The organism is Mucilaginibacter sp. GW822-FHT03E02 (assembly GCF_058801545.1).
The window spans coordinates 385,752-409,061 of the sequence record NZ_JBXANJ010000002.1 but is presented as its reverse complement, the minus strand read 5'-3'; the positions used below and the strand labels follow the sequence as shown (position 1 = coordinate 409,061).

Here is a 23,310-nt window from a genome sequence, read left to right as displayed (position 1 = left end):
TTATGCTGATGCTACATTTGTTTGCATTGCTTGTAAAGTTTTGGATACTTTATTTAATTTTTAATAAAAAATACTGGTTATTAATCAAAAGGGTGATATATTGGGAGAGTACATTAAAAACGTATTAAGTTGGAACTGACCGAAAATAATATAAAAGCGCTGCTTGCCAAATTGCCCGCTTTAAAAGGCGAAATTCAAAAGGTAATAGTAGGGCAGGATGCCATATTGGACGAATTGCTGGTAGCATTTTTAGCCGGAGGCCATTGCCTGTTGGAAGGTGTGCCCGGCCTGGCCAAAACACTCATCGTAAAAACCATGTCGCAGGCGCTGCACCTGGCCTTCAGGCGCATCCAGTTTACTCCCGATTTGATGCCTACGGATATTATAGGCACCGAGATACTGGAGGAAGACCATGCTACAGGCAAACGTTTTTTTAAATTTAATAAAGGTCCGCTGTTTGCCAACATTATCCTGGCCGATGAAATTAACCGAACGCCACCCAAAACGCAATCGGCGTTGTTGGAAGCGATGCAGGAGTTTGAGGTAACATACGGCGGACAAACATACCCGTTAGATAAGCCGTTTTTTATCCTGGCTACCCAAAACCCTATTGAACAAGCCGGCACTTACCCATTGCCCGAAGCCCAGTTAGACCGTTTTTTATTGCTGATAAAAATTGGATACCCAACCGAGCAGGAAGAGTTTGAAGTACTGAACCGTACTACCGGTACCAAAAAAGCCGATGTTAAAGCAGTAATAACCGCCGAAGAGATTATCCAGGCCCAGGCACTGGTAAGGCAGGTTACTATAAGCGAGGACCTGGTGAAATACGTGAGCCAGGTAATCCGCTCAACCCGCCCCGATACCACCACTGTAAGCTATGTAAAAGAATGGGTGCGCTGGGGTGCAGGCCCGCGGGCAGGGCAGGCCTTAATATTGACGGCCAAAGCTCGAGCCTTATTAAAAGGCAGGTATGCTGTTTTGATGGAAGATATTCACGCTATGGCCCCGGCTGTGTTAAGGCATAGGATATTGATGAATTTTAAAGCCGAGGCTGAAGGCATAACATCTGATAAAGTGACGGTGGAGTTGATAAAAACAATAACAAGACCTAAAACGATTTAATACCCGTCATTGCGAGGAACGAAGCAATCCCATACATGCAAATCTACTTGCTAAATCGAGGATTGCTTCGTTCCTCGCAATGACGCTTTTTAGAAAATCCGAAATCAAAAATGCAGCTTGATCCAAAAGTATTAATGACCATTAAGGATTTGCCATTGCTGGCGAAAACGGTTATTGATGGCTTTATGAATGGGTTTAACAAAAGCAAGGTGAAGGGACCCGGGCTTGAGTTTAGCCAGTACCGCAGCTATCAGCCCGGCGATGATTTGCGCTGGCTGGATTGGCGCATGTTTGCCCGGAGCGACCGGTATTATATCCGCGAATCGGAAGTAGAAACCAGTATTTCGGTAAAGTTTTTGGTTGATGGCAGCGCTTCTATGGATCATGACGATAACGGAATTAAAAAGATAGACTATGCCCGTTTCCTGGTGGCATCGCTGGCCTGGCTATCCAATTTGCAGGGCGATTCGGTAGGGTTGTATGTTTTTCAGGATGGAGGTTTGTTTTCGTTAGCATCCAAACCCGATCCGCAACATTTGCAGCGGTTGTTTTATCACCTGCAACAGGTTAAGCCCAATGGCAGGTTTACGCAGCCTGTTCATTACAAAGAGCTGTTTGCCGGCGACGGACGTAAGGAGTTGTTGGTATTTGTCACCGATATGTACCAGGCCAATGGCGAGATCAACAAACTACTGGATTCACTAACAGCTTTAAAGCATGAAGTGGTAGTATTTCACCTGATGGGCAAAAACGAGCTTGATTTTGACTTTGACGGATATGCTTCATTAGAAGACCTGGAAACCGGCGAGACCATCGAAATAAATACCCAACAGGCAGCCGACTACCAGCAAAAGCTGAAAAGTCATTTAGAGGCTATCAGAATGCAATTACTCGGTAAGCATATATATTACAGGATGCTCAGCACCGCCCAGCCACTGGATGAAGCCCTGCGGGATTTTTTAACACAACGAAACAAAAGTAAATTTTAACTCAATACTCACCCACTCAAAACTTATAACCCCAATAATGCAGTTTTTAACTCCCATCTGGTTGTTTGCCATTGCCGCGATAAGTATCCCGGTAATAATACACCTATGGAACATCAGGCCGGGCAAAACCCTAAAGGTTGGCAGCATTGCCCTGATAACCGCAGCGGCGCAAAAAAGCAGCCGGAGTTTTAAGCTGAACGATGTGTTGCTATTAATTTTACGATGCCTATTTTTATTGATCCTGGCCTTATTATTAGCCGCGCCTTTTTGGCAGCGCAGACAGACAACAGCCAAAACAAAGGGCTGGGTGCTCATCCCCAAAGCCAACCTGAAAGAGACCTATAAAAATTTGAAATTTACTGTAGATTCTTTGGCTAAAATTGGCTACGAATTTCATTTTTTTGATGAAAATTTTAAGAAGTTTGAACTAAATAAAACACTGAATGATAGTTTATTAAAAGATAAGCCTGAAGTAAAAAATTACTGGAATATGGTGGCAAAATTAAACGAAAAGCTACCGCCAACCCTGCCGGTTTTTGTACTTACCCCAAACCAGGCAAAGTACTTTAACGGCAGCAAACCATCAGTGTCGCTCAACCTGCATTGGCAAACCTATACCCCAGCCGATTCGGTGAGCACATGGGTTGAAAATGCCTGGTTCACCAGTAATAATTCAATAAAAGTTATCGAAGGAAATAGCAGGTCATCGGGTACCTATTTTACGAATTATGTTATCCAATCAGAAGGCGATCCAAAATCACCATTCATATTAAATGTTGACCATGGCAACCCGGTTATCAGCTTGAAAACGGCCCCGGAAAAACACACGCCGATTGATACAGGCGCTTTACGGGTAGTTATCTATAGCGACAAATACAGTGTTGATGAAAGATATTTAGGCGCTGCTTTACAGTCGATTATCGACTTTACCCAACGTAAGGTTGTAGTCAAAAAATATGCTGATGCGGCGCAAATACCGGCAAAACAGGACTGGTTATTTTGGCTGTCTGATAAACCTGTTGACGCCAATGTCCTCAGTAAAGCTGCCCATGTGTTAAACTATCAACAGGGGAAGATCTGGGCGGAATCATCGTCAATAAAAACCAGCAGCGCTTTTGCTTTAGTCGAAAAGGAAGAGCCCACAGCGATTTATAAACTGGTTAAAAATGAAATTTCGGGCGGTAAATCTATTTGGGTTGATGGCTATGGCAACCCTGTTTTAACGCAGGAGCAAAGCCCACAAACTACTCAGTATCACTTTTATTCCCGTTTCAATCCCGCCTGGAATGACTTGGTTTGGAGTAATAATTTCGCAAAGCTATTATTGAAGTTGGTTTTGTATGATACTGATTATAAAGTGATAAACGATTTTTATTTAACTAAAATTGACCACCGGCAAATGATGCCAAATATAATTTGGTCGGCAAAAAACATAGATAATAGTAAAATAATTACGCAAACAGATCTATCGCGCTATTTCTGGCTGATACTGGTTGCCGTGTTTATTGTTGAAAGATGGATTGCCCATAAAAATAAGCCTGTATTAAAATGATTGAACAGACAGGTATAAATAAAATAAACGCGATACGCAGGTGGTATATCAGTTATCAGCTGCTTGCCGATTTGCTTTTTGCCGCTGCTATATCGCTGCTTTCAATTGCTTTGCTGAGGTATTTATTTAAAGTGCCGGTGCTTTGGGCGTTACCGTTATTTGTATTATGCCTGGTAATTTTTCTGTTCATTCATCGGATCTGGAAAACCAGCGACCTTTTAATAGCCAATTTCCTTGATCAACAATATTCCGAACTGGAAGAAAGCAGCGGGCTAATATTAAAACCAGCATCAGAATTAAACCTGCTGGAAACATTGCAGTTACAAAAGGTAGAAACTCAGTTGCAGACTGTTCCGCAGTGGCATAATTCGTTTTTAAAGCGGGCAAAACTTGCGCTACTGTTGCTGTTGTTTGCAGTCGGATTGACCTGGGTACTAAACAAACAGACGACGGCAAATCAACCTATAACAAGAAAGGCCTCATCAACTGAAAATAATGCCATTCCCGAAAAGGTACTGCCTCAAATATCCTCGATTGAGATAGCTGTACATCCTCCGGCCTACACGGGTAAACAGCCACGTAGCCAGGATAAATTTACTTTAAATGTAGAGGATGGCTCGACCGTGAGCTGGAAAATCGCCACCAATATCGCGGTTAAACAGGTGGCACTGCTGTTTAATGATAAGGAAACTATTAACATTAAAAATATAAACCCCGATAAAACCGCCTGGCAAATTCAAAAACTGATTAACAAGCCTGGTTTTTACCAGGTTAATGTAGACGGCAAACTTTCGGACTTATACCAGGTACAGGTAATAACGGACCAGCCGCCGGTTATTCATATCAAATCGCCTAAACAATATACCTATATTGATGCCGGCGAGGCGCAAAGGGTAAATATTGACGCAACCGTTAATGATGATTATGGTGTAGCAAACGCGCTTGTTTTCGCGACGGTAGCTAAGGGCAGCGGCGAGGCCGTAAAATTTAAAGAGTATAAACTCGATTTTTCTACCTCGTTCAGTTCGCACCAGCCGCAGTATAGCCTGCAAAAGTTAATTAGTTTGCCGGCTTTAAACATGGAGCCTGGCGACGAACTTTACTTTTACATACAGGCAACCGATACCCGTCAACAGCAAAGCCGCACGGATGTTTATACCGTATCTATACAGGATACTGCTCAATTGTTAAGCATGGATGGTATGCTAAGCGGTGTAAACCAAAAGCCGGAGTTTTTCCGTAGTGAGCGGCAGATCATCCTTGATACCGAAAAATTGCTGAAGGATAAAGACAGCATCACAGCCGTGAAGTTTAATGACCGGAGCAATGACCTGGGTGTTGATCAAAAGCTGCTCCGCCTGCGCTATGGTAAGTTTTTGGGCGAAGAGTCAGAATCGGACATTAATCCAGCGGATGTGAAAGATGATCCGGTTGGGGATATCAAAAATTACGGTAATGCGGCGGTAATATTGGATAAATACACTGATAAACATGATAATGCCGAAGATGCCCAGTTTTTTGACCCCGAACTTAAAAAACAACTCAAAGCTACGCTTACAGAAATGTGGAAGGCCGAATTGCAATTAAGGCTTTACAAACCACAGGACGCATTGCCATTTGAGTATAAAGCACTGCGATTGCTAAAAGATTTGCAGCAAAAATCAAGGATGTATGTAGCTAAAACCTCTTATAACCCACCGGCACTGAAGTCAGAGAAACGTTTAAGCGGCGATCTGTCGAAGATCAATCAACCTATCGATAAATCGGATATTAAGCCCGGTGCAGATCAATTTGAAAATTTAAAAAAGGCGGTTCAGGTTTTAGCGCAGCTTAGGATCACGCCGAAAATGAGCATAGCAGATGAACACGTGCTTGCTTTAGCCAACCAGCAGCTCAGTTCAAAGGCTTCGGCTCAACCAGGTGCTTACTTGCCGGCTTTAAGTGCCATGCGCCGGATATTATCGAAACCAGATAAAATTAAGCCAGGCGATATCCCGTTGGTAGAAAGAGCTATTCAAAAAACACTGATTCCAGCTGACAAAGTGCCGGTTGCAGCGAAAAACCCCGCAGATTTAGGTTTATCGCAGCAGTATTATAAAAACCTTAATCGCTTAAACCGCTAAATACAAATGAACTGGAACGCCATTGTTATCATCATTTGCATTTTAATTGCTGCTTTCGCGGTTTGGAGGGAATATGTTCGGGCAAATAAATCGCGTTTGGTTTTACGACTGCTTGCAACTATTACGGCCATAGTTGCCTTAGCCTGTATCGCCTTACCTTTAACTTACCAGGTTGATGTAGACCGGCAGGAAAAAAGGGAAGCGCTATTATTAACCGAAGGATTTAGTGCTGATAGTGTGAGCAGGTACAACACGGAAAAGATATTCACCCTGAATAGCGCAGTCAGCAAAAAGATTCCAAAGGCAGTGCTGATCTATGATTTAGCAGATCTGAAATCCGATTCAACAATTACACAAATACGGATACTGGGTGGTGGTTTGGACAAGGAAGAACTGCAGCGATTGGATCATGTACCGGTAATATTCCATCCTGCGGCTTTTAAACAAGGGATAACCGCAGTTAGTTGGAATGAACACCTGAAAGCAGGAGATGAGATTAACATTGCCGGAACTTATAAAAACAGTTTGCCTCAAAAAATAAAGCTGTTACTGAAGGGATTAGGTACAGGGTTGGATTCGGTAATCATTGCATCGGGCGAGGCGGTGCCGTTTAATTTAAGGAACACGCCAAAAAATCAAGGTAAAAACGTTTATAAGTTACTGGCCATAACCGGGACAGATACGCTCGAAAACCAAAATATTCCTGTACAAATTGAGCCGGCCAAGCCTTTGAATGTTTTAATGCTAACAGCATCGCCCGATTTTGAGAGCCGTTTTTTAAAGAATTGGCTTTCCGAAAACGGATACGCAGTGGCAGTCCGCTCGGCAATCAGTAAAGATAAATTCAATAAAGAGTTCATTAACCTGGCGCAATTTCCGATTGATCATTTATCGGCTTCGGTTTTTAACAAGTTTGATGTTTTAATTGCCGACCTCTCCGTTTTGAAAACGCTAAATGGGGCCGAGGCTGCGGCGTTACAACAGGAAGTAACCCAAAAAGGCCTGGGAGTAGTTATCCGGGCTGATAGTAGCTTAAAATCAAATTCGTGGCTGCAACGTGATTTTCCTGCTGATAGGCTGGCAGTGAAAGATCCGGCACCGGTATCGCTCAGCATCCAAGGCAAAACCGGTAATACAGCCAAATTGAATGCCGGAATGGTTTACCTGGCAAACCAGGCTAATATACAACCATTGGTTAGTGACGAGCACGGACATGTTTTAGCAGCCAATGCATTGGCCGGTGCCGGTAAATTGGTATTCACACCCTTGAATAATACGTTCAGTTGGGTATTGGGCGGTGATAAAGCCGACTATTCAGCTTTATGGTCGTTATTGATTGCTAAGGCAACACGAAAGGTTGCCACACCAGAATTGTGGACGGTAAAATCGGCCATCCCAACAGTATCAAATCCGGTTGAGTTGCAGTTGGAGAGCGCGGTAGCGCCATCGGCAATACAAATTGACAGCGCGGTTATCGCCCCCATACAAAATAGTAAGCTCCCTTTTCAGTGGACGGTTAATTATTGGCCACAGACGGTTGGCTGGCAAGCTGTAAAACAAAGTAACGGGCCTTTAAACTGGTTTTATGTTTATAGTTACGATGACTGGAAAAATATAAAGGCGCTAAAAAAGCAGGCCGACACCAAAGCCTACGTCGCCAACAACACGATTAATAGCAATGTAACGAAACAGATACACGAAAAAGCCACGATTGCTGTAAGTAAAATTTATTTTTATGTTTTGCTATTGATGGCTTGTGCTTTTTTGTGGTTAGAGGCCAGGTTTCGGTAGTTATATAAGTAATAAAAGGAGGAAATATACTTTGAGAAGACGTGACTTTATCTATTTAACGGGTATGGGTGCCGGCGCTTTGATGCTGCCCGGTATGAATGCCCTCGGTAAAACAATCGATCCTATACAGGCGCTGGAAGGCGTTGATGTAAAGATCAAAAAAGAGCTGGCCGATGTGGCTTTAAACGCTGCAAAATCAAACGGTGCTACCTATGCCGATGTTAGGATTGGCCGCTACCTTAACCAGTTTGTGGTTACCCGCGAAAACAAGGTACTTAATGTGGCCAATACCGAATCATATGGTATCGGTATCCGTGTTATCGCTAATGGTTGCTGGGGATTTGCGGCAACCAACGATGTAACTAAAGAGGGCATGGCTAAAACTGCCCTGAAAGCGGTGGCTGTTGCCAAAGCCAATGCCAAAATTGGAGGCGCCCCCGTTGAGCTTGCCCCTCAAAAAGGTTACGGCGAAGTAAGCTGGAAAACACCGCTTACCAAAAACGCGTTTGAAGTGCCGATCAAAGAAAAGGTCGATCTGTTGCTTAACGCTAACGGCGTGGCTATGGCGGGCGGCGCCAACTTTGTAAACTCGATAATGTTTGCTGTAAACGAGCAAAAATACTTTGCATCTACCGATGGTTCGTATATCGACCAGGATGTACATCGCTTATTCCCAAGTTTTACGGTAACCAAAATTGATCCTGCAGCCGGCTCATTTGAAACCCGCAGGTCATTAAGCTCGCCGGTTGGCATGGGATACGAGTACCTTGATCCGCTGGATAGCGAGAAAGTGGCTGGTATAACTACCCGCTACAAAAAGCGTTATGACATGATTGAAGATATGAAGTTTGCTACCCAGCAGGCTGCCGATAAAATAAAAGCAAAATCGGTTGAGCCGGGCAAATATGACCTGGTGCTTGACCCTTCGCACTTATGGTTAACCATTCACGAATCTGTTGGTCACCCTACGGAGCTTGACCGTGTGCTGGGCTACGAAGCTAACTTTGCTGGTACCAGCTTCCTGACTTTGGATAAATGGAAATCTGGCAAGTTTAACTTTGGCAGTAAGGCTGTAAATATTGTGGCCGATAAAACCCAGGTTGGTTCGTTAGGTGCTGTAGGATACGACGATGAAGGTGTTAAGTGTAAAAAATGGGATATCATAAAAGAGGGCACCTTAGTTAACTACCAGGCCATCCGCGACCAGGCGCATATTATCGGGCTTACCGAATCACAAGGCTGCTGTTACTCCCAAAGCTGGCAGGACGTGCAATTTCAGCGTATGCCAAATATATCTTTGCAACCGGGCAAAACCCCATTAAGTGTTGATGAGATGATTAAAAACGTCGAGAAAGGCGTTTACATCATTGGCGATGGCTCCTTCTCTATCGATCAGCAGCGCTATAACTTCCAGTTTGGCGGGCAGCTGTTTTATGAGATCAAAAATGGCAAGATAGCCGGCATGCTTAACGATGTTGCCTACCAGGCCAACACACAGGAGTTTTGGAATTCCTGTAGCCAGGTTTGCGACGAGCGCGACTACCGTTTAGGCGGAGCCTTTAATGACGGTAAGGGTCAGCCAGGCCAGTCAAGTGCCGTATCGCACGGCTCATCAACCGCATTATTTAAGGGAGTTAATGTAATCAACACTAAAAGAAAGATCGGATAACTGAATTATGCCTATATTAAATAAAGAAGAAGCCCAGGCTTTACTAAAAAAGGTACTTGCCTATTCAAAAGCCGAGGAGTGTGAGGTAAGTTTAAACGGCAGCGAAGGTGGTAACATCCGCACAGCATTAAACGCGGTATCAACTGCCGGCGATATCAGTACTATTGGATTGGCCGTAACATCGGTATTTGGCAAAAAGGCCGGTACCGCCACCATTGATGAATTTGACGATGCCGCCCTGGAAAGGGTAGTGCGCCGGTCGGAGGAACTGGCCCAGTTAGCGCCGGCCAACCCCGAATATATGCCGATGTTAGGTCCGCAAACTTTTGCAGAGGCTATCACCTTTAATGCCAACACTGCAGCCATAACGCCGGATACCCGCGCCGAAATGGTAGCCAAAAGTCTATCGGTTACCAAAGAAGCAAAATTAACAGCCGCCGGGTTCCTTGAGAATTCTACCAGTTTTAACGCTGTTATGAATTCCAAAGGGTTGTTTGCTTACAACAAAGGTAGCGATGTTACTTTCTCGGTTACCACCCGTAATCAGGAAGGCACAGCATCTGGCTATGCTGCCAGGGGATTTACCGATGCAAGTAAGATGGATACCTTTTCGGCAACCAAATACGCCGCAGGTAAATGTTTAAGCTCGTCAGGTGCAAAAGCCATAGAGCCAGGTAAATATACTGTGATATTGGAACCCGTTGCGGCTACCTACCTATTGGAAAACATGTTCCGTTTTGATGCCCGGAGTGCTGAGGAAGGCCGCAGCTTTTTGAGCAAGAAGGGTGGAGGTACCCGCCTGGGCGAGCAGCTAATGGACCCTAAAGTAAATATCTACTCTGATCCTTTTAACCCCGACCTGCCATCAACCACATGGAGCGGTGAAGGCTTGCCGCGCGAAAAAACCAGCTGGATTGAAAAAGGCGTGGTTAAAAATTTAAGCTATACCCGCTACTGGGCTGATAAAAAAGGTGTTAAGCCTTTGCCAGGCCCCGGTAATATTATTATGGATGGCGGCGATGCCAGCCTGGAAGACCTCATTAAAAGCACAGAACGGGGCATCCTGGTATCACGCCTGTGGTATATCCGCATGGTTGATCCGCAATCGTTATTGTTGACCGGCCTTACCCGGGATGGTACTTTTTATATCGAGAATGGCAAAATCAAGTTCCCGGTAAAAAACTTCAGGTTTAACGAGAGCCCGGTTATTATGCTAAACAACCTGGAAGCCCTTGGTAAGCAGGAGCGAAGCATCAGTGTAGAAAGTTATCGCAGCTACCTCATCCCAACTTTGAAGGTTAGGGACTTTACTTTTAGCTCACTATCAGATGCTGTTTAAATTCAAATAGTGACAAAAACAGGAGCGGCGATAAAGCTGCTCCTGTTTGAATATTGATCCAGCTAAAAGCAGCGATGGTGCCGCACTGGTGCAAAGATCGGTAACTCTTTCCTCAACAGATACTGCTTTAACCAGGGCAGCGCGGTTTAGTCGTTATTCAGCCACATACTGATGGCGGCAGGCCATACTTTATCCACTAAGTAAATTGTTATTGAATATATTTACCGGCGTAACATGATCTAAAAGCATCGCCGGCAAAATCAATAATGTCTTTTTATTATTAAATATGAATTGTATAAAGTATAGTTACAGTTTTATGTTTTTTCTTTGCGGTTTGTCCGCCGTATCAACAGAGGCCTTTGCCCAAACGAAAAAGGCAATTTCAAATCCAGATGAAAAAGTAATTTTTTTTGACGATTTCTCTGAAAAAAAACTGGATCGCAATAAATGGGGTGCCGAAATAACTGGTCAGCATAACAATAACGAATTACAAGCTTACATAGATACCAATGCTACGGCCTTCCTGGTAAACGGCGCAGCTGCCGAAGGGGCTAACAATGGCGCTTTGGTAATAAGGCCGCAATCGATGCCGGGCTTTGAAACAAAGGACGGGCAAAGTTTCGATTTTACATCGGCGCGCTTAACTACCGAGAACAAGTTTGAATTTACGTATGGCAAAGCCGAAGCAAGGATTAAACTGACAGATGGTGCCGGACTTTGGCCCGCCTGGTGGATGCTGGGCAAGGGCGCCTGGCCCGAGTGCGGCGAAATTGACATTATGGAATACGTGGGCGAGAAGGATTGGGTAAGTGCTGCGGTGCACGGACCTGGCTACTTTGGCGAAACCCCGTTTGTAAACCGCCAATACTTTGCGGCCGGAAACGATGTTACCCAGTGGCATATCTATGCTGTTGAATGGACCCCTGACGCCTTGAATTTTATTTATGATGGCAAACTAATGTTCAGGGTAAATAAAAAAATGACCAGCCATTACGGCAAGTGGGCTTTTGATAACAAAAAGTACCTTATCCTGAACTATGCTTTAGGAGGCGCTTATCCTATAAAAATAAACGGAATAAACGCGCCTTATAATGGCCTGCCGGCATCGTCAGTGAATCTTATTAAAAAAAATCGAGCAAAAATGCTGGTTGATTGGGTTAGGGTAACTCAAAAAAAATAACATTTAACAATTTTTTTGAATTTAAAATCGGCCCCTAATAGCCGTTTTTTTTTGTTATTTTAAATTTAAAAGGCTGTTCGGCTATAAAAAATGAAAAATTAAGCAGAAAATTTTACGATATACCAAACCATTTTACTTATTTTACGTATAAAGGTTGAGATTTGATTTCTATAAAGACAGTGTTGTTGGCTATGTTATTGGTTGTAAATAATTTACCGGTTTGAGGATTTATTCAAACGGAACCTTATTATCATAAAGCTGAAACGAATAGATATTGAGGTTAATGAAGATCCGTCTACTTTTTTTTATTTTTTTACTTATTTCTCTGCGTGGCCTTGGCCAGTCATGTTCGCTAACGGCAGCTATATCTTCTTCCGAGCCGGGAATATGTGCAGGCAGTACCATTGATTTGACAGCTACGCCCACTGGCGGTACCGGTAGTTATGATTATGCCTGGAGTACCGGCGAAACTGTTAACCCAATTCACGTCAATAAAGCGGGCAATTATACGGTAACCGTTACCGACAAAACTTCTGGTTGTACAGCCAGTAAAACAATTACGGTAAGCATTACGCCAACGCCTACTGCACCCGTAATAACAGGCGGGGGCACAGTTTGTCAGGGTACAAGCGCCCATCTTCAAATTACTTCTGCGGGCGATAGTTTTCAATGGTATACGCAGGCGGCAGGCGGCACCCCGTTTCATACGGGCGTTAGTTATGATACGCCCCCGGTTAACGGTTATACTGCATACTTTGTTGAAGCTACCACTGCCGGCTGTACAAGTGCCCGGGTTACTATTTCTGTTAACGTTTTAGGTAAACCGGTAGCCCACAATGTTAAAGCCTGTGCAGGCAGCCCGGTTACCCTATCGGTAAGCAACGGTGATAATTATAGCTGGTATACCTCAAGCACATCTGCAAATGCGGTTAATACCGGCTCAACGCTTACCATAGCATCATTAAATCAATCGGTAACTTATTATGTATCTTCAACTGTTAACGGTTGCACAAGCCAGCGTACTGCTGTATCAGCAACGGTAACCTCGGCGCCGCAATCGCCTACGGTGACCAATAACAATCCGGTATGTTCAGGTTCTGTAATCACTTTACATGCTGATGCACCATCTGGCGTTGTTGATTGGTTTGATACACCAACCGGCGGCACTCCATTAATATCAAGTCCGGATTATACAACCCCGGCGCTTACTGCCAATACCACCTACTACGTACAAAATACGCTTAATGATTGCCAGAGCTCCCGTGTACCGGTTACAGTTACTGTAACGCCTATACCCGCAGCACCTCCGCAGCAAACCGTAAATAGTTGTTATAACAGCAGCGCGCACCTAACAGCGGGCACAACAGGCACCTACCAATGGTATGCTGATGCAGATGGTAAACATTTTTTAAAGCAGGGGCTTACCTATGATACGCCGCCATTAACGCACGATATTACTTATTATATCATGGCAGTTAATTCGGGCTGTAATAGTACACTAAGCCCAATAAACGTTGTAATCGCACCACTTGTGCCGGCGCCATCGGTATTAGACCCACCTATTACCTGTTACGGTTCCACAGCCGTGCTTACTGCTACGGCACCGGGAGGCACTTATCAGTGGTTTGCAACTGCTACAGATAATAACCCTTTGCCGGTTACCGAGAACGGAAAATTCACAACCCCGGCGTTAACCACCACTACTACTTATTATGTGCAAACCACGGTAGGGCAATGTACAAGTGCGCGTACCGCAGTAAAGGTTGCTGTATTAAGCCAGGTGGCCCCGCCTGTAGTGCGTGATACCAGTACCTGCTCAGGAACCCCGGTTACCTTAACGGCAAGCGGGCCCGCCGGAAATTATGCATGGTATGATAGTAACAACACGCTTTTACAGCTTGGGCAAACATTTACTACCCCGGCATTAACCGCTACAACAACATATACCGTGCAAGTTACCGTTAATGGTTGCAGCAGTGCCGCAGCTCCGGTAAAAGTGGTTGTTACGCCATTGCCGCAATCGCCGGTAGCGGGGCCATCGCCTACAATTTGCCCCGGTACTACTGCTAATCTTACAGCCAGTGTTCCAGCAGGTGAAAGTATCGATTGGTACGCTGCGTCCTCGGGAGGTGTGTCTCTGCATACAGGAAACAGTTATACAACGCCCCCTTTATCTGCCAATACAACCTATTATCTTCAGAGTACATCTGGGGCTTGTACCAGCACGCGTACCCCAATTACAGTTACTGTTGATAACAGCGGCACCACGTTTACATATTCATCGTCAACATTTGCAACAACAGGTGCAAATCCAACGCCAACCATTATCAATCCATCGGGCGGTGGTACCTTCAGCGCGCCTTCGGGCATAGTATTTATAAGTACAACCACAGGGCAAATTAATATGGGCGCAAGCACTCCCGGAACCTATAATATTGTTTATACCAGTAGCGGTACTTGTTCGGGCACTTATTCGGTTCAAATAACTATTACCGATAATCCCCTTACTACTTTTACATATAATACCCCGGTTTGTAAAAACGGAGCCAACCCTAAACCCCAATTTGCCGCGGGCGCCAGTGCTGGCGTTTTCACGGCATCGCCCGTCGGATTAACCTTTGTGAATAAGTTCACCGGAGAAATAGATTTAAAAAATACCACCAAGGGAACATATACTGTACAGAACACCATACCGCCCAGCGGTGGTTTTGCAGGCGACTCCTCAACTTTTAAAATTACCATTGATGACGCAGTTGTAATTAGTGCGGGGAGCAATCAGAGTGTGCCGCTAAATACGTCCGTAACTTTAAATGGCAGCATAACCGGTGCATCCGGTGGCACGTGGTCTGGCGGGGCAGGCCAATTTTCAAATGTTAATGACCTCCACGCCGTTTATACTCCTGCAAATAACGAAAGCAAGGCTGTGCTCACCTTACTTTCAAATAAGCCTGCCGGGGGGTGTAACGCTGCGTCGGCAACGGTAACCATTTTTTTTAACACGCCTCCGCCTGCGCCTACTGCCAAAGATGCTCAAATTTGTACTGGCAGCAGCGCTACGCTAACGGCTACGGCACCCGGGGGAACCTATAATTGGTTTACCGTAGCTAATGGTGGCTCATCAATAAAACAAGGCGCAAGTTATACTACTCCCGCCCTTACAGCTACTACTACTTATTATGTGCAGACCACTGTAAACGGGCTTACAAGTCCGCGTACAGCTGTAACGGTAAGTATTTTTGAACAACCGCCAACGCCCACAACCTCGGCAGATACGGTTGTTATTTGCGCAGGCGGCACTGCAAAATTTGTTGCAAGCGGCTCGGTCGGCAACTACCAATGGTTTAACGAAAGCGGGCAAACCGTAGCTACGGGAGCTACCCTTACAACATCACCATTAAACACCAGCACATTTTACAATGTACAAAGTACAGTAGGACAATGCCTAAGCGCAATGAAAAAGGTAGTTGTTATAGTTAATTCAATACCTTATATCACCAGTACCTCAAGTGGTTTTATATGTAGCGGCAATCCTTTAGATTATACTATAACAGCCAATTTGCCAAATGCTACATTTAATTGGGGCCGTGCTGCTGTGGCAGGTATCAGTAACCCGGCGGTGTCAAACCAAACCAGTGCTTTAATTTCTGAAACGTTAATAAATACCACGGCCAATCCAATAAATGTAACATACGTAATCACCCCAGCAGGTGGCACGTGTTCAGGTACGCCTATTAATTATGTTGTTACAGTTTACCCTACACCGGTGATAACCAGTTCGGCAAAGGATACAATTTGCAATGGTACCTCTGCCAATTACACTATAAAATTTAATACGGCTAATACAACATTTAGCTGGAGCAGAGCGGCCGTGCCCGGCATTACCAATAATGCGGTAAGCGGACAGGCTTCAAATGTTATCAGGGAGGTTTTATACAATACCAATACCACGCCGGTTGATGTTGTATACACCATTAACTACAAAACTAATGATTGTGATGGGGCGCCCTTCAGTTGGGTGGTTACCGTAAATCCTGCGCTTAATATTACCAGCGATACTACATCCCTGGCATGTAACAAAACACCACAAAATTATACCATTACATCCAATGTACCCATCGCAACGTTTACCTGGAGCAGGGCGGCAGTACCGGGTATCAGCAATCCGGCGACTACCGGTAACACTGCGTTGATTGATGAGGCGTTAACAAACACTACAACATCGGCTGTGACCGTTAATTATATTTTAACACCGATAGCCTATGGTTGCACCGGCCTCCCATTTACGCATCCGGTAACCGTTAACCCTAAGCCCAACGTGCCGCAGGCCAACAGTAATTCTCCGGTGTGCCTGGGTAATACAATTAATTTACGTACCCCATCATTGGCCGGCGCCACATATATGTGGACTGGACCTAACGGTTATTCCTCTACATCACAAAACCCGGATATTCCGGCTACTGCGGCAAGTGCTGGTACATATAATTTATTTGTTACTGTAGCAGGTTGTACAAGCGATGCCGGTATTACCACGGTGCAGGTAAATCAACCGCCGGTTGCTACGGCTACAGGCCCGCAGTTGGTATGTGTTAATGTAACTTCTATAGCTCTTAAAGGTTCGGTAACGGGTGGTACTACAACAGGTATCTGGTCGTCAAGTAATCCAAAAGGGAAATTTTTACCATCGTCAACAACTATCGGTAATGTACAATATATCCCGTCGCCCGAGGAGAAGACGGCGGGTAGCGTTATTATAACCCTGTCATCTACCAGTAAAGACGATTGTACCATTTCTACATCCACCCTTAATATCAGGTACGGGCAGGAGCCGGGTGCGGATGCAGGTAAAGACCAGAATGTTTGTTCGCAAGATCAGCTTGTACAATTGGCAGGCAAAATTCTTGTGCCCGTCAGCACCGGTTTCTGGAGCACAACCCAGGGCGATGGTCATTTTAATTCAGGCAATCAACCCAATGCGTCATATTCACCGGGCGCTAACGACAGGAAGAATGGCTCCGTTATGTTAACTTTTAATGTAGATAATTCCGGCCAGTGCTATACGCCTTCTGATTCGGTTAAAATAACATTTTTTGGCCCCCCCGCGCTCACTACCGAAAAAACAAGATATGTGTTAAAAGATAAAACAATCACGCTGCATCCGTCGGTAAATGATAATACCGTTGCATATTTATGGTCGCCCAATTACAATATCAGCGATATTCATATAAAAGAGCCAGTCATAACCGGAAGCGTAGATACCACCTATACCTTAACCATCACCGATAGTTTGGGTTGCGTAACTACGGGTAAAACTCATATAGTAGTCTCGCCAACACTTTCGGTATCCAACGCTTTCTCGCCTAATGGCGATGGCAGCAATGATACCTGGGAAATAACCGGCCTTGTGGCCTACGAAAATTCGACAGTGGACGTATTTAACCGTTACGGTACCCTGATATTCCATTCCAAAGGCTACGGTGTGCCATGGGACGGTAAATCAAACGGCCAACCGGTACCAGTCGGCGTTTATTACTTTATTGTAGATACCAAGCTTAACGGGCAACGGTTTACAGGATATGTTACGGTTTTGCGTTAGTCATTTGCTTCGCGTCATTGGTCATTCGTCATTGGTCAATAGTTATAACGGCGTAAAACCGGCAACTCGCAACTCGCCACCGAATTACCCCAAAATTCCCAACAGATCCGTTTTCGACATGGATTGTAAAAACGAGCCATCGGTATTAACCAAATTATCGGCCAGGCTACGTTTAAAGTCCTGCATCTGCATTATTTTTTCTTCCACAGTATCGGGGCAAATCATCCTTACGGCTACCACGTGCTTGTTTTGGCCTATGCGGTGCGATCTGTCGATCGCCTGGTTTTCAACGGCGGGGTTCCACCAGGGGTCTACCAGGTATACGTAATCGGCTTCGGTTAAATTAAGGCCTGTACCACCTGCTTTCAGGCTGATGAGGAATACGCTGATCTTCGGGTTGTTTTGAAATTCATTCACGGCAGCTTCGCGGTTACGGGTGCTGCCGGTGAGCCAGCTGAATTCAATTTTACGACTCACCAATTCTTTTTTGATGAGTTCCAGCATCGATACAAATTGCGAGAATACCAGTATTTTATGCTGATGCTGTTTACTCTCAATCTGCTCAATCAGCATATCAATCTTTGCCGATTCATTACCCGGCAATTTCTCGCCCTCAATAAGTAATGGCGAATCACAGATCTGCCTCAATTTGGTTAACCCTTTAAGTACATTCATCGGCGTTTTTCGCAACTCGTCGCTGGTTGTAGCCGAGATGTATTCGCGGAATTCCTTTTCGTACGCATCGTAAATTTTGCGTTGCTGATCCTTCATTTCGCAATACAAAACCATTTCGGTTTTTTCGGGCAGTTCGGCGGCTACCTGTTGCTTGGTGCGGCGCAAAACAAAGGGTTTTATTTTATGCTGCAGTTCGGCGGCGCGTTTGTGGCTTTTAAATTTATCTATCGGCACAGCGTAGATATCTTTAAAATATTGCTTTGTTCCCAGTAAACCCGGGCAGGCGAATGATAGCTGTCCGTAAATATCGAAAGTGTTATTTTCGATGGGAGTGCCTGTAATGGTGATCCGGTTGCGCGATTTTAACAGGCGTGCCGCTTTGTACCGCTGCGAATCGGGATTTTTTATCTGTTGCGATTCGTCTAAAAAAACGTAGTTAAATTGGTAATGCTTTAAAAAGTTAATATCGGCCAGCAGGGTGCCGTACGATGTCAGGATAATTTCGTAGCCATCAAAATCGGCCGTGCTTTTTATCCTGTCGGCTCCGTAAATGGTGTGCATCCTGATGGATGGGGCAAACTTTTTAACCTCGGCCTGCCAGTTAAAAATGATGGACGTAGGCACCACCAGCAAATTGGTATTGCGTTCGCTTTTTTTGCGTTGCGATAATATGAACGCGATGATCTGCATGGTTTTACCCAGGCCCATATCATCGGCAAGGCATCCGCCAAAATTAAAATCATCCAAAAAGTTGAGCCAATTTAATCCCTGCTGCTGGTAAGGACGAAGCGTAGCCTTCAAATCTGCCGAAACCTCTACATGCGCTATCTTGTCAAAATTGGCTAACTTTTCACGGTAGGTGTATAACTCGGCTTTTACTTCTTCGTCCATTACCTGCTGGTCAAACAGTTCGGCAATGGCGGTATAATTTATTTTGTGGATGCTTAAAATGTCCTCGTCGGTTACTTCGCCGGCGTTAAAGTATTTGGTAAATTTTTCTATCCAATCCAAAGGCAAAATGCCCAGGGTGCCATCGTCAAGCTGGATGTATTTACTTTTGTTGCGTACCGCTTTTTGTACCCGTTTTAGGCTGGTTTTTGTTTTGCCAAAGCGGATGCCTATTTCGGTATTAAACCAGTTGATGCCGCTTAATACCCTGATGGTGATGTTTACCTTGTTAGGGTTTAGCTTATTCCCCTCCAGTTCGTTAAAGCCTAAAACGGTAATGCCATGCTGCCGCCAGTCTTCAAATACGTTTAAAAACCATTCCTCCTGTAAAAAATGCCTTTTGTGCAGGTAAAAATAATGCAGGTCGTTATCCAGTTGTTCTTCAAAATAGGGGTGCTGCCTTACCAGTAAGGCGGTTAGGGCTACCTCGGCATCGTCGTCGCGTTTTACAATAAATTCGTTGCCTTTATGGTCAAGCCCGTGAATGGTGCGTTTGGTACGCACCGGAATTTCGGCCTCGCCATAGCGCATTACGGGGATGATCATCACATGGCTGCCAAAATCCGACAGGTAAATGATCTGTTCTGTTTCGGCGTCAAAGCCTTGTTGCATTAGCTGGGCCTGCGTGGCCGGTTTTATATGCTGATAGGCAATGCTGATCCTGTCTTCCAGTTTGGTGAGCAGCTGTGTTTTAAACTCCTTGTATTTGGAGTGATGGATAAGCAGGTTCTCGGGCCGTTTGCGCATCAGGTCGATAATGCCCAGTAGTTGAAGGTTATCTGCCAGGTAAAGCTTATCCTTGGCCAAAATAAAATAACCGAACCGGATGCCCAGGTCTTTAAGCTGATGCACCTCGCCATCAATTTTAAGCTGGCCCGAAAATTCATAAAAAGGCCCCCGCGGTTTAATATCCAGGTTTACATTTTGCGGCAGCAAACCCACCTCAACGGGCACAATAGATGATGCCGTAATATTATCAGATACCTCGGTGTTGTGGTAATAAAAATCATATTGCAGCGGGTTTTTGATAATTGCCTTTAAAGCTAATATATCGGCTGCCGACCGTTTACTGTTAATATGGTTTTGAAACTTATTTATCCCCGTAAAAAATTTGATCTGCTCATGGTCGTCCGTACTCCATATCTGGTCTAAAGGGTTTATCAGCGTAAGCGGGTTTTTAATTTTGCCCTCTTTGGTAATTTGCGCGCTGTACAGCTCCACAAACAGGTATTTATAATATTTGTGCTGCTTTAAAACAATACACATTGATTGGCCTGTATCGCCATCGGCCTTATCGGTAATTGCCGCATCAGGGGGCAGCAGCATTTCGCCGTACTGGGCCAGGCTATCTTTGGTAACCGGAATGAGCGATGGCAGGTGCGGAACAATCACCGACTGTTTATCGGTATACATCACCTTCAAAAAAGCATCCAGGTCGGGCTCATTTTCCAGGCCGTAATCAAGGGCAACTTTCCGTAGTTTTTCGTGGCGCAGGCGGGCATCAAAATAAATGCGCAGCTCGTTCTTTTTAACAAGTGCGCAAAGTACTGCAGTTTGGTGTGCGCAAAGCCTGCCGTGGCTGGCATTACAGCCACAGGTTAACAGCAGCTGGCTGTTGTTTTGCACTACGGTAACCTCCGGAAAGTTATCGCCATCAAACTCATGGTAAAACACACCGCTGTCAATATCTATAACCTCGGGCACGATCTGTTTATAATAGGAGGGATGATTGTCAAAACCACCGCCCGACCGTTGGAGAATAGCGGTATCGGTAATGGCCGCAAAAGGCAAATCTAAAATATAAGTATGGCCCTCATGCTCATCATCCTCATAAATAGCTACGGTATCCAATATAATTCCCCCGGTGTGTTTTGGGTAAATATCTTAACAATTGCCGAAAGTAGGGGTATGCGTGTGATGAATTTTTGATAACAAGACTGTCATAAATATTGCGTGTGCTGAACGTCCTGTCCGGAAATCGAACAGCGGGCGAAAACAGGCAGAGATATCGCCGCCCAGCTATCTGACGCTATTTTTCAACCGTCGCGATTTCATCTTGATTCTTGACTCTAATCTCTTGACTCTCCTCCTGGGCGTTCCCCCCGCTGGTAGAAGCGGCGGTCAGGCTTTCTGTTACAAGTCCTCGCAGGCCATTGGCCCCACGGCCAACACGTGCTCCGGGCTTTCCACGTCAATCCTTAACGCAAGCTGCGGGTATGCTAAACCGATTTTTCTGAAGTGTTAAATCCTTTCTGGTAAATAATTTGCTAAATCGGTTTATTTGTTGGTATTGACAAAAATTTAAGCGTTGCGTATTATTAATTTTAGCGCAAGCCCTGTGCGTTTGGATTTGGGTGGCTGCCATGTGATATATGGGAGCTTTTTAAGTACTAATGTATAACCAACAAAGTGTGTGTACCGGTTTTGGTGGTACACCTTGGTACGGGGTGGTACACTACCCGTAGTTAATATTTTTAACCTAAACAGAGCTTGGCTTTTTCGTAAGCGACGATAATTGTGCTAAACAATCTGGACACGCGGCACGCGTACGCCAGCTTAGGTGAAATATAATTTAGAAACTGCCCCGTTTTATTCATCTTTGAGCACCTAACGAAAAGATTGCCTATTTTTTATTGAAGGTCGTAGTTATGCTGTTGGCGAATTATATGGTAGATTTAAAAATCGATTACTGTTGTTGGCGTCTAATTGCTTATAGCATAAAGAGTTGAGCAGAGATATAGTGCAAGATGTTTTCGAGAAATTATTGATTTTACCTGTCGGAAAACGGAAGGAATATTTTGGCACGCCGGATGTCCATATTCTCGCTCATGTAACTGTTGTCGTAGAAAAAATTAATAATTTCCAACGTTATAATATTAATTAGTTTATTTTTTATAGATTTCGAGTCTAAACCTAAATGGCGATGGCGAATAACCCTGCACAAATGCAACTTAAGCTTGAAGTAAGCGGAGATCCTACTAAGGATTTTTTCATTACGATGCTCATCAAAGATATCTCCTTGAAAGATGCCATAGGCGATTTAGTCGATAATTCTGTTGACGCAATCAAGTCTAAAGCAAGTAACGATAGCTTAATCGGTTATAAAATTAATATCGTTTGCGATGGAAAAAGTTTCGAAATAACGGATAATGGAAGTGGTATTGAAGAGGAAATTGCAAGAAAATATGCTTTTAAATTGGGCAAGCCCAAAGAACACAAACTTCTAAAACATTCAATTGGCAGATTTGGAATTGGAATGAAGAGGGCATTTTTTAAGTTAGGCAACGAAATACACGTCGAATCTATTGCCCCGAAGTCAAGATTTTCAATTGACATCCCCGTCAACACATGGCGAAAAAATGAGAGCGAATGGAATTTTAAATTTACGTCTGTTGTTGCCAACGAAAAAAACGCAGCAGATATAACAGGTACAAAAATTCTAATAAAAGATTTAGCTGAAGATGCTAAAGAAAGTTTCAAAAAAGTCCAATTTGAGAATGATTTGATCGATGAAATCGCAAGAGAACAGGTCCTGAATATAAGCCGGGGGTTAATTATAAGCATCAACGAGAATGATTTGAAACCTGAATCCATCACTCTTAAATACGATGAAGAAGTTGTACCCGCATTTTGGAAGCATACTTTTAAGCATGTCAATGCTGAAACTAAAAAAAGTGAGGATTTAAACGTCGAAATTTTAGCAGGTGTTGGTGAGGAGTTAGAAGAGGAAGGTGGTTGGAATATATTTTGCAACGACCGATTAATAATAGATAGAGATACCACGGATGTTAGCGGTTGGACAGGATCCGGAGGCGATGGTGTTGCAAAATATCATCAACAGTTTTGGGGTTTTAGAGGGTATGTATTTTTTAGTGCTAATGATTCAGCGCTGCTTCCCTGGAATACTACGAAAACAGGGATAGACCCAGAATCGGCGGATTATATTGCCGTCAGGAAAAAGATGATAGAGATCATGAAGGACGTTTTCCTACTTTTAAACCGACAAAAAAAGGAGCGTGAAAAGGATAATCCACAGAAAGAACAAATATTAAACAATAAAATAATTGCTGCGGTAAGTGTTCCGATTTTAAATATTATAAAGGAGAAAGCGAAGTTAACCCCTAAATTCCAGTTTCCGAATGTCATAAATGCAGTGAAGGAATCTGACCTACAAGTTATCCGTTACAAGGTACCTACAGTGAAATTTAATAAAGCTAAGAAAGCAATTGGGGGGACTTCACCAAGCGATGTTGGTAGCAAATCATTTGATTATTTTTATGATAATGAAGTAGGCGATTAATCATGAATAATCAAAAAACTCCCAAA

11 protein-coding genes are annotated in these 23,310 nt (G+C 44.2%); 10 read left to right on the top strand and 1 reads right to left on the bottom strand.

What is annotated here, in order from left to right:
• Window positions 1-129: 129 nt before the first annotated feature.
• From AC1RM2_RS28520 to AC1RM2_RS28480, 9 genes are all read left to right on the top strand, one after another.
• A complete protein-coding gene (locus AC1RM2_RS28520; RefSeq protein ID WP_492988555.1) occupies window positions 130-1,125 on the top strand; it encodes an AAA family ATPase in 996 nt (331 codons plus the stop codon).
• Between the two features lie 110 nt (window positions 1,126-1,235).
• Entirely contained in the window at window positions 1,236-2,114 is an 879-nt protein-coding gene (locus AC1RM2_RS28515) for a DUF58 domain-containing protein (protein WP_492988554.1), read from the top strand.
• A gap of 37 nt (window positions 2,115-2,151) precedes the next feature.
• Window positions 2,152-3,666: a BatA domain-containing protein gene (locus AC1RM2_RS28510; RefSeq protein WP_492988552.1), complete on the top strand. Its 1,515-nt coding sequence runs from the start codon at window positions 2,152-2,154 to the stop codon at window positions 3,664-3,666.
• Window positions 3,663-5,789 (top strand): hypothetical protein, encoded by a 2,127-nt coding sequence (locus AC1RM2_RS28505; protein WP_492988551.1) that lies wholly within the window; start codon window positions 3,663-3,665, stop codon window positions 5,787-5,789. The genes AC1RM2_RS28510 and AC1RM2_RS28505 overlap by 4 nt, the downstream gene beginning before the upstream one ends.
• A gap of 6 nt (window positions 5,790-5,795) precedes the next feature.
• Window positions 5,796-7,580, top strand: a complete 1,785-nt coding sequence (locus tag AC1RM2_RS28500) for a hypothetical protein (protein WP_492988550.1) — start codon at window positions 5,796-5,798, stop codon at window positions 7,578-7,580.
• Between the two features lie 31 nt (window positions 7,581-7,611).
• Window positions 7,612-9,249, top strand: a complete 1,638-nt coding sequence (locus AC1RM2_RS28495) for a TldD/PmbA family protein (protein ID WP_439697776.1) — start codon at window positions 7,612-7,614, stop codon at window positions 9,247-9,249.
• A gap of 7 nt (window positions 9,250-9,256) precedes the next feature.
• A complete protein-coding gene (locus AC1RM2_RS28490) occupies window positions 9,257-10,588 on the top strand; it encodes a TldD/PmbA family protein (RefSeq protein WP_492988549.1) in 1,332 nt (443 codons plus the stop codon).
• A 286-nt stretch (window positions 10,589-10,874) separates the two neighbouring features.
• Entirely contained in the window at window positions 10,875-11,768 is an 894-nt protein-coding gene (locus AC1RM2_RS28485; protein ID WP_492988548.1) for a glycoside hydrolase family 16 protein, read from the top strand.
• Window positions 11,769-12,051: 283 nt separating this feature from the next.
• Window positions 12,052-17,361, top strand: a complete 5,310-nt coding sequence (locus AC1RM2_RS28480; RefSeq protein WP_492988547.1) for an Ig-like domain-containing protein — start codon at window positions 12,052-12,054, stop codon at window positions 17,359-17,361.
• 84 nt (window positions 17,362-17,445) lie between these two features.
• On the opposite strand, the gene AC1RM2_RS28475 is transcribed toward AC1RM2_RS28480, so the two are convergent.
• A complete protein-coding gene (locus AC1RM2_RS28475) occupies window positions 17,446-20,835 on the bottom strand; it encodes a DEAD/DEAH box helicase (protein WP_492988546.1) in 3,390 nt (1,129 codons plus the stop codon).
• Window positions 20,836-21,907: 1,072 nt separating this feature from the next.
• Here AC1RM2_RS28475 and AC1RM2_RS28470 point away from each other — a divergent pair.
• Entirely contained in the window at window positions 21,908-23,284 is a 1,377-nt protein-coding gene (locus tag AC1RM2_RS28470) for an ATP-binding protein (protein WP_492988545.1), read from the top strand.
• The last annotated feature ends 26 nt before the right edge of the window (window positions 23,285-23,310 follow it).

Excerpts from the sequence above, each read along its gene's own strand:
- AC1RM2_RS28515 (WP_492988554.1), top strand. The coding sequence starts at position 1,236 with ATGCAGCTTGATCCAAAAGTATTAATGACCATTAAGGATTTGCCATTG.
- AC1RM2_RS28510 (WP_492988552.1), top strand. The coding sequence starts at position 2,152 with ATGCAGTTTTTAACTCCCATCTGGTTGTTTGCCATTGCCGCGATAAGT.
- AC1RM2_RS28505 (WP_492988551.1), top strand. The coding sequence starts at position 3,663 with ATGATTGAACAGACAGGTATAAATAAAATAAACGCGATACGCAGGTGG.
- AC1RM2_RS28500 (WP_492988550.1), top strand. The coding sequence starts at position 5,796 with ATGAACTGGAACGCCATTGTTATCATCATTTGCATTTTAATTGCTGCT.
- AC1RM2_RS28490 (WP_492988549.1), top strand. The coding sequence starts at position 9,257 with ATGCCTATATTAAATAAAGAAGAAGCCCAGGCTTTACTAAAAAAGGTA.
- AC1RM2_RS28485 (WP_492988548.1), top strand. The coding sequence starts at position 10,875 with ATGAATTGTATAAAGTATAGTTACAGTTTTATGTTTTTTCTTTGCGGT.
- AC1RM2_RS28480 (WP_492988547.1), top strand. The coding sequence starts at position 12,052 with ATGAAGATCCGTCTACTTTTTTTTATTTTTTTACTTATTTCTCTGCGT.
- AC1RM2_RS28470 (WP_492988545.1), top strand. The coding sequence starts at position 21,908 with ATGGCGAATAACCCTGCACAAATGCAACTTAAGCTTGAAGTAAGCGGA.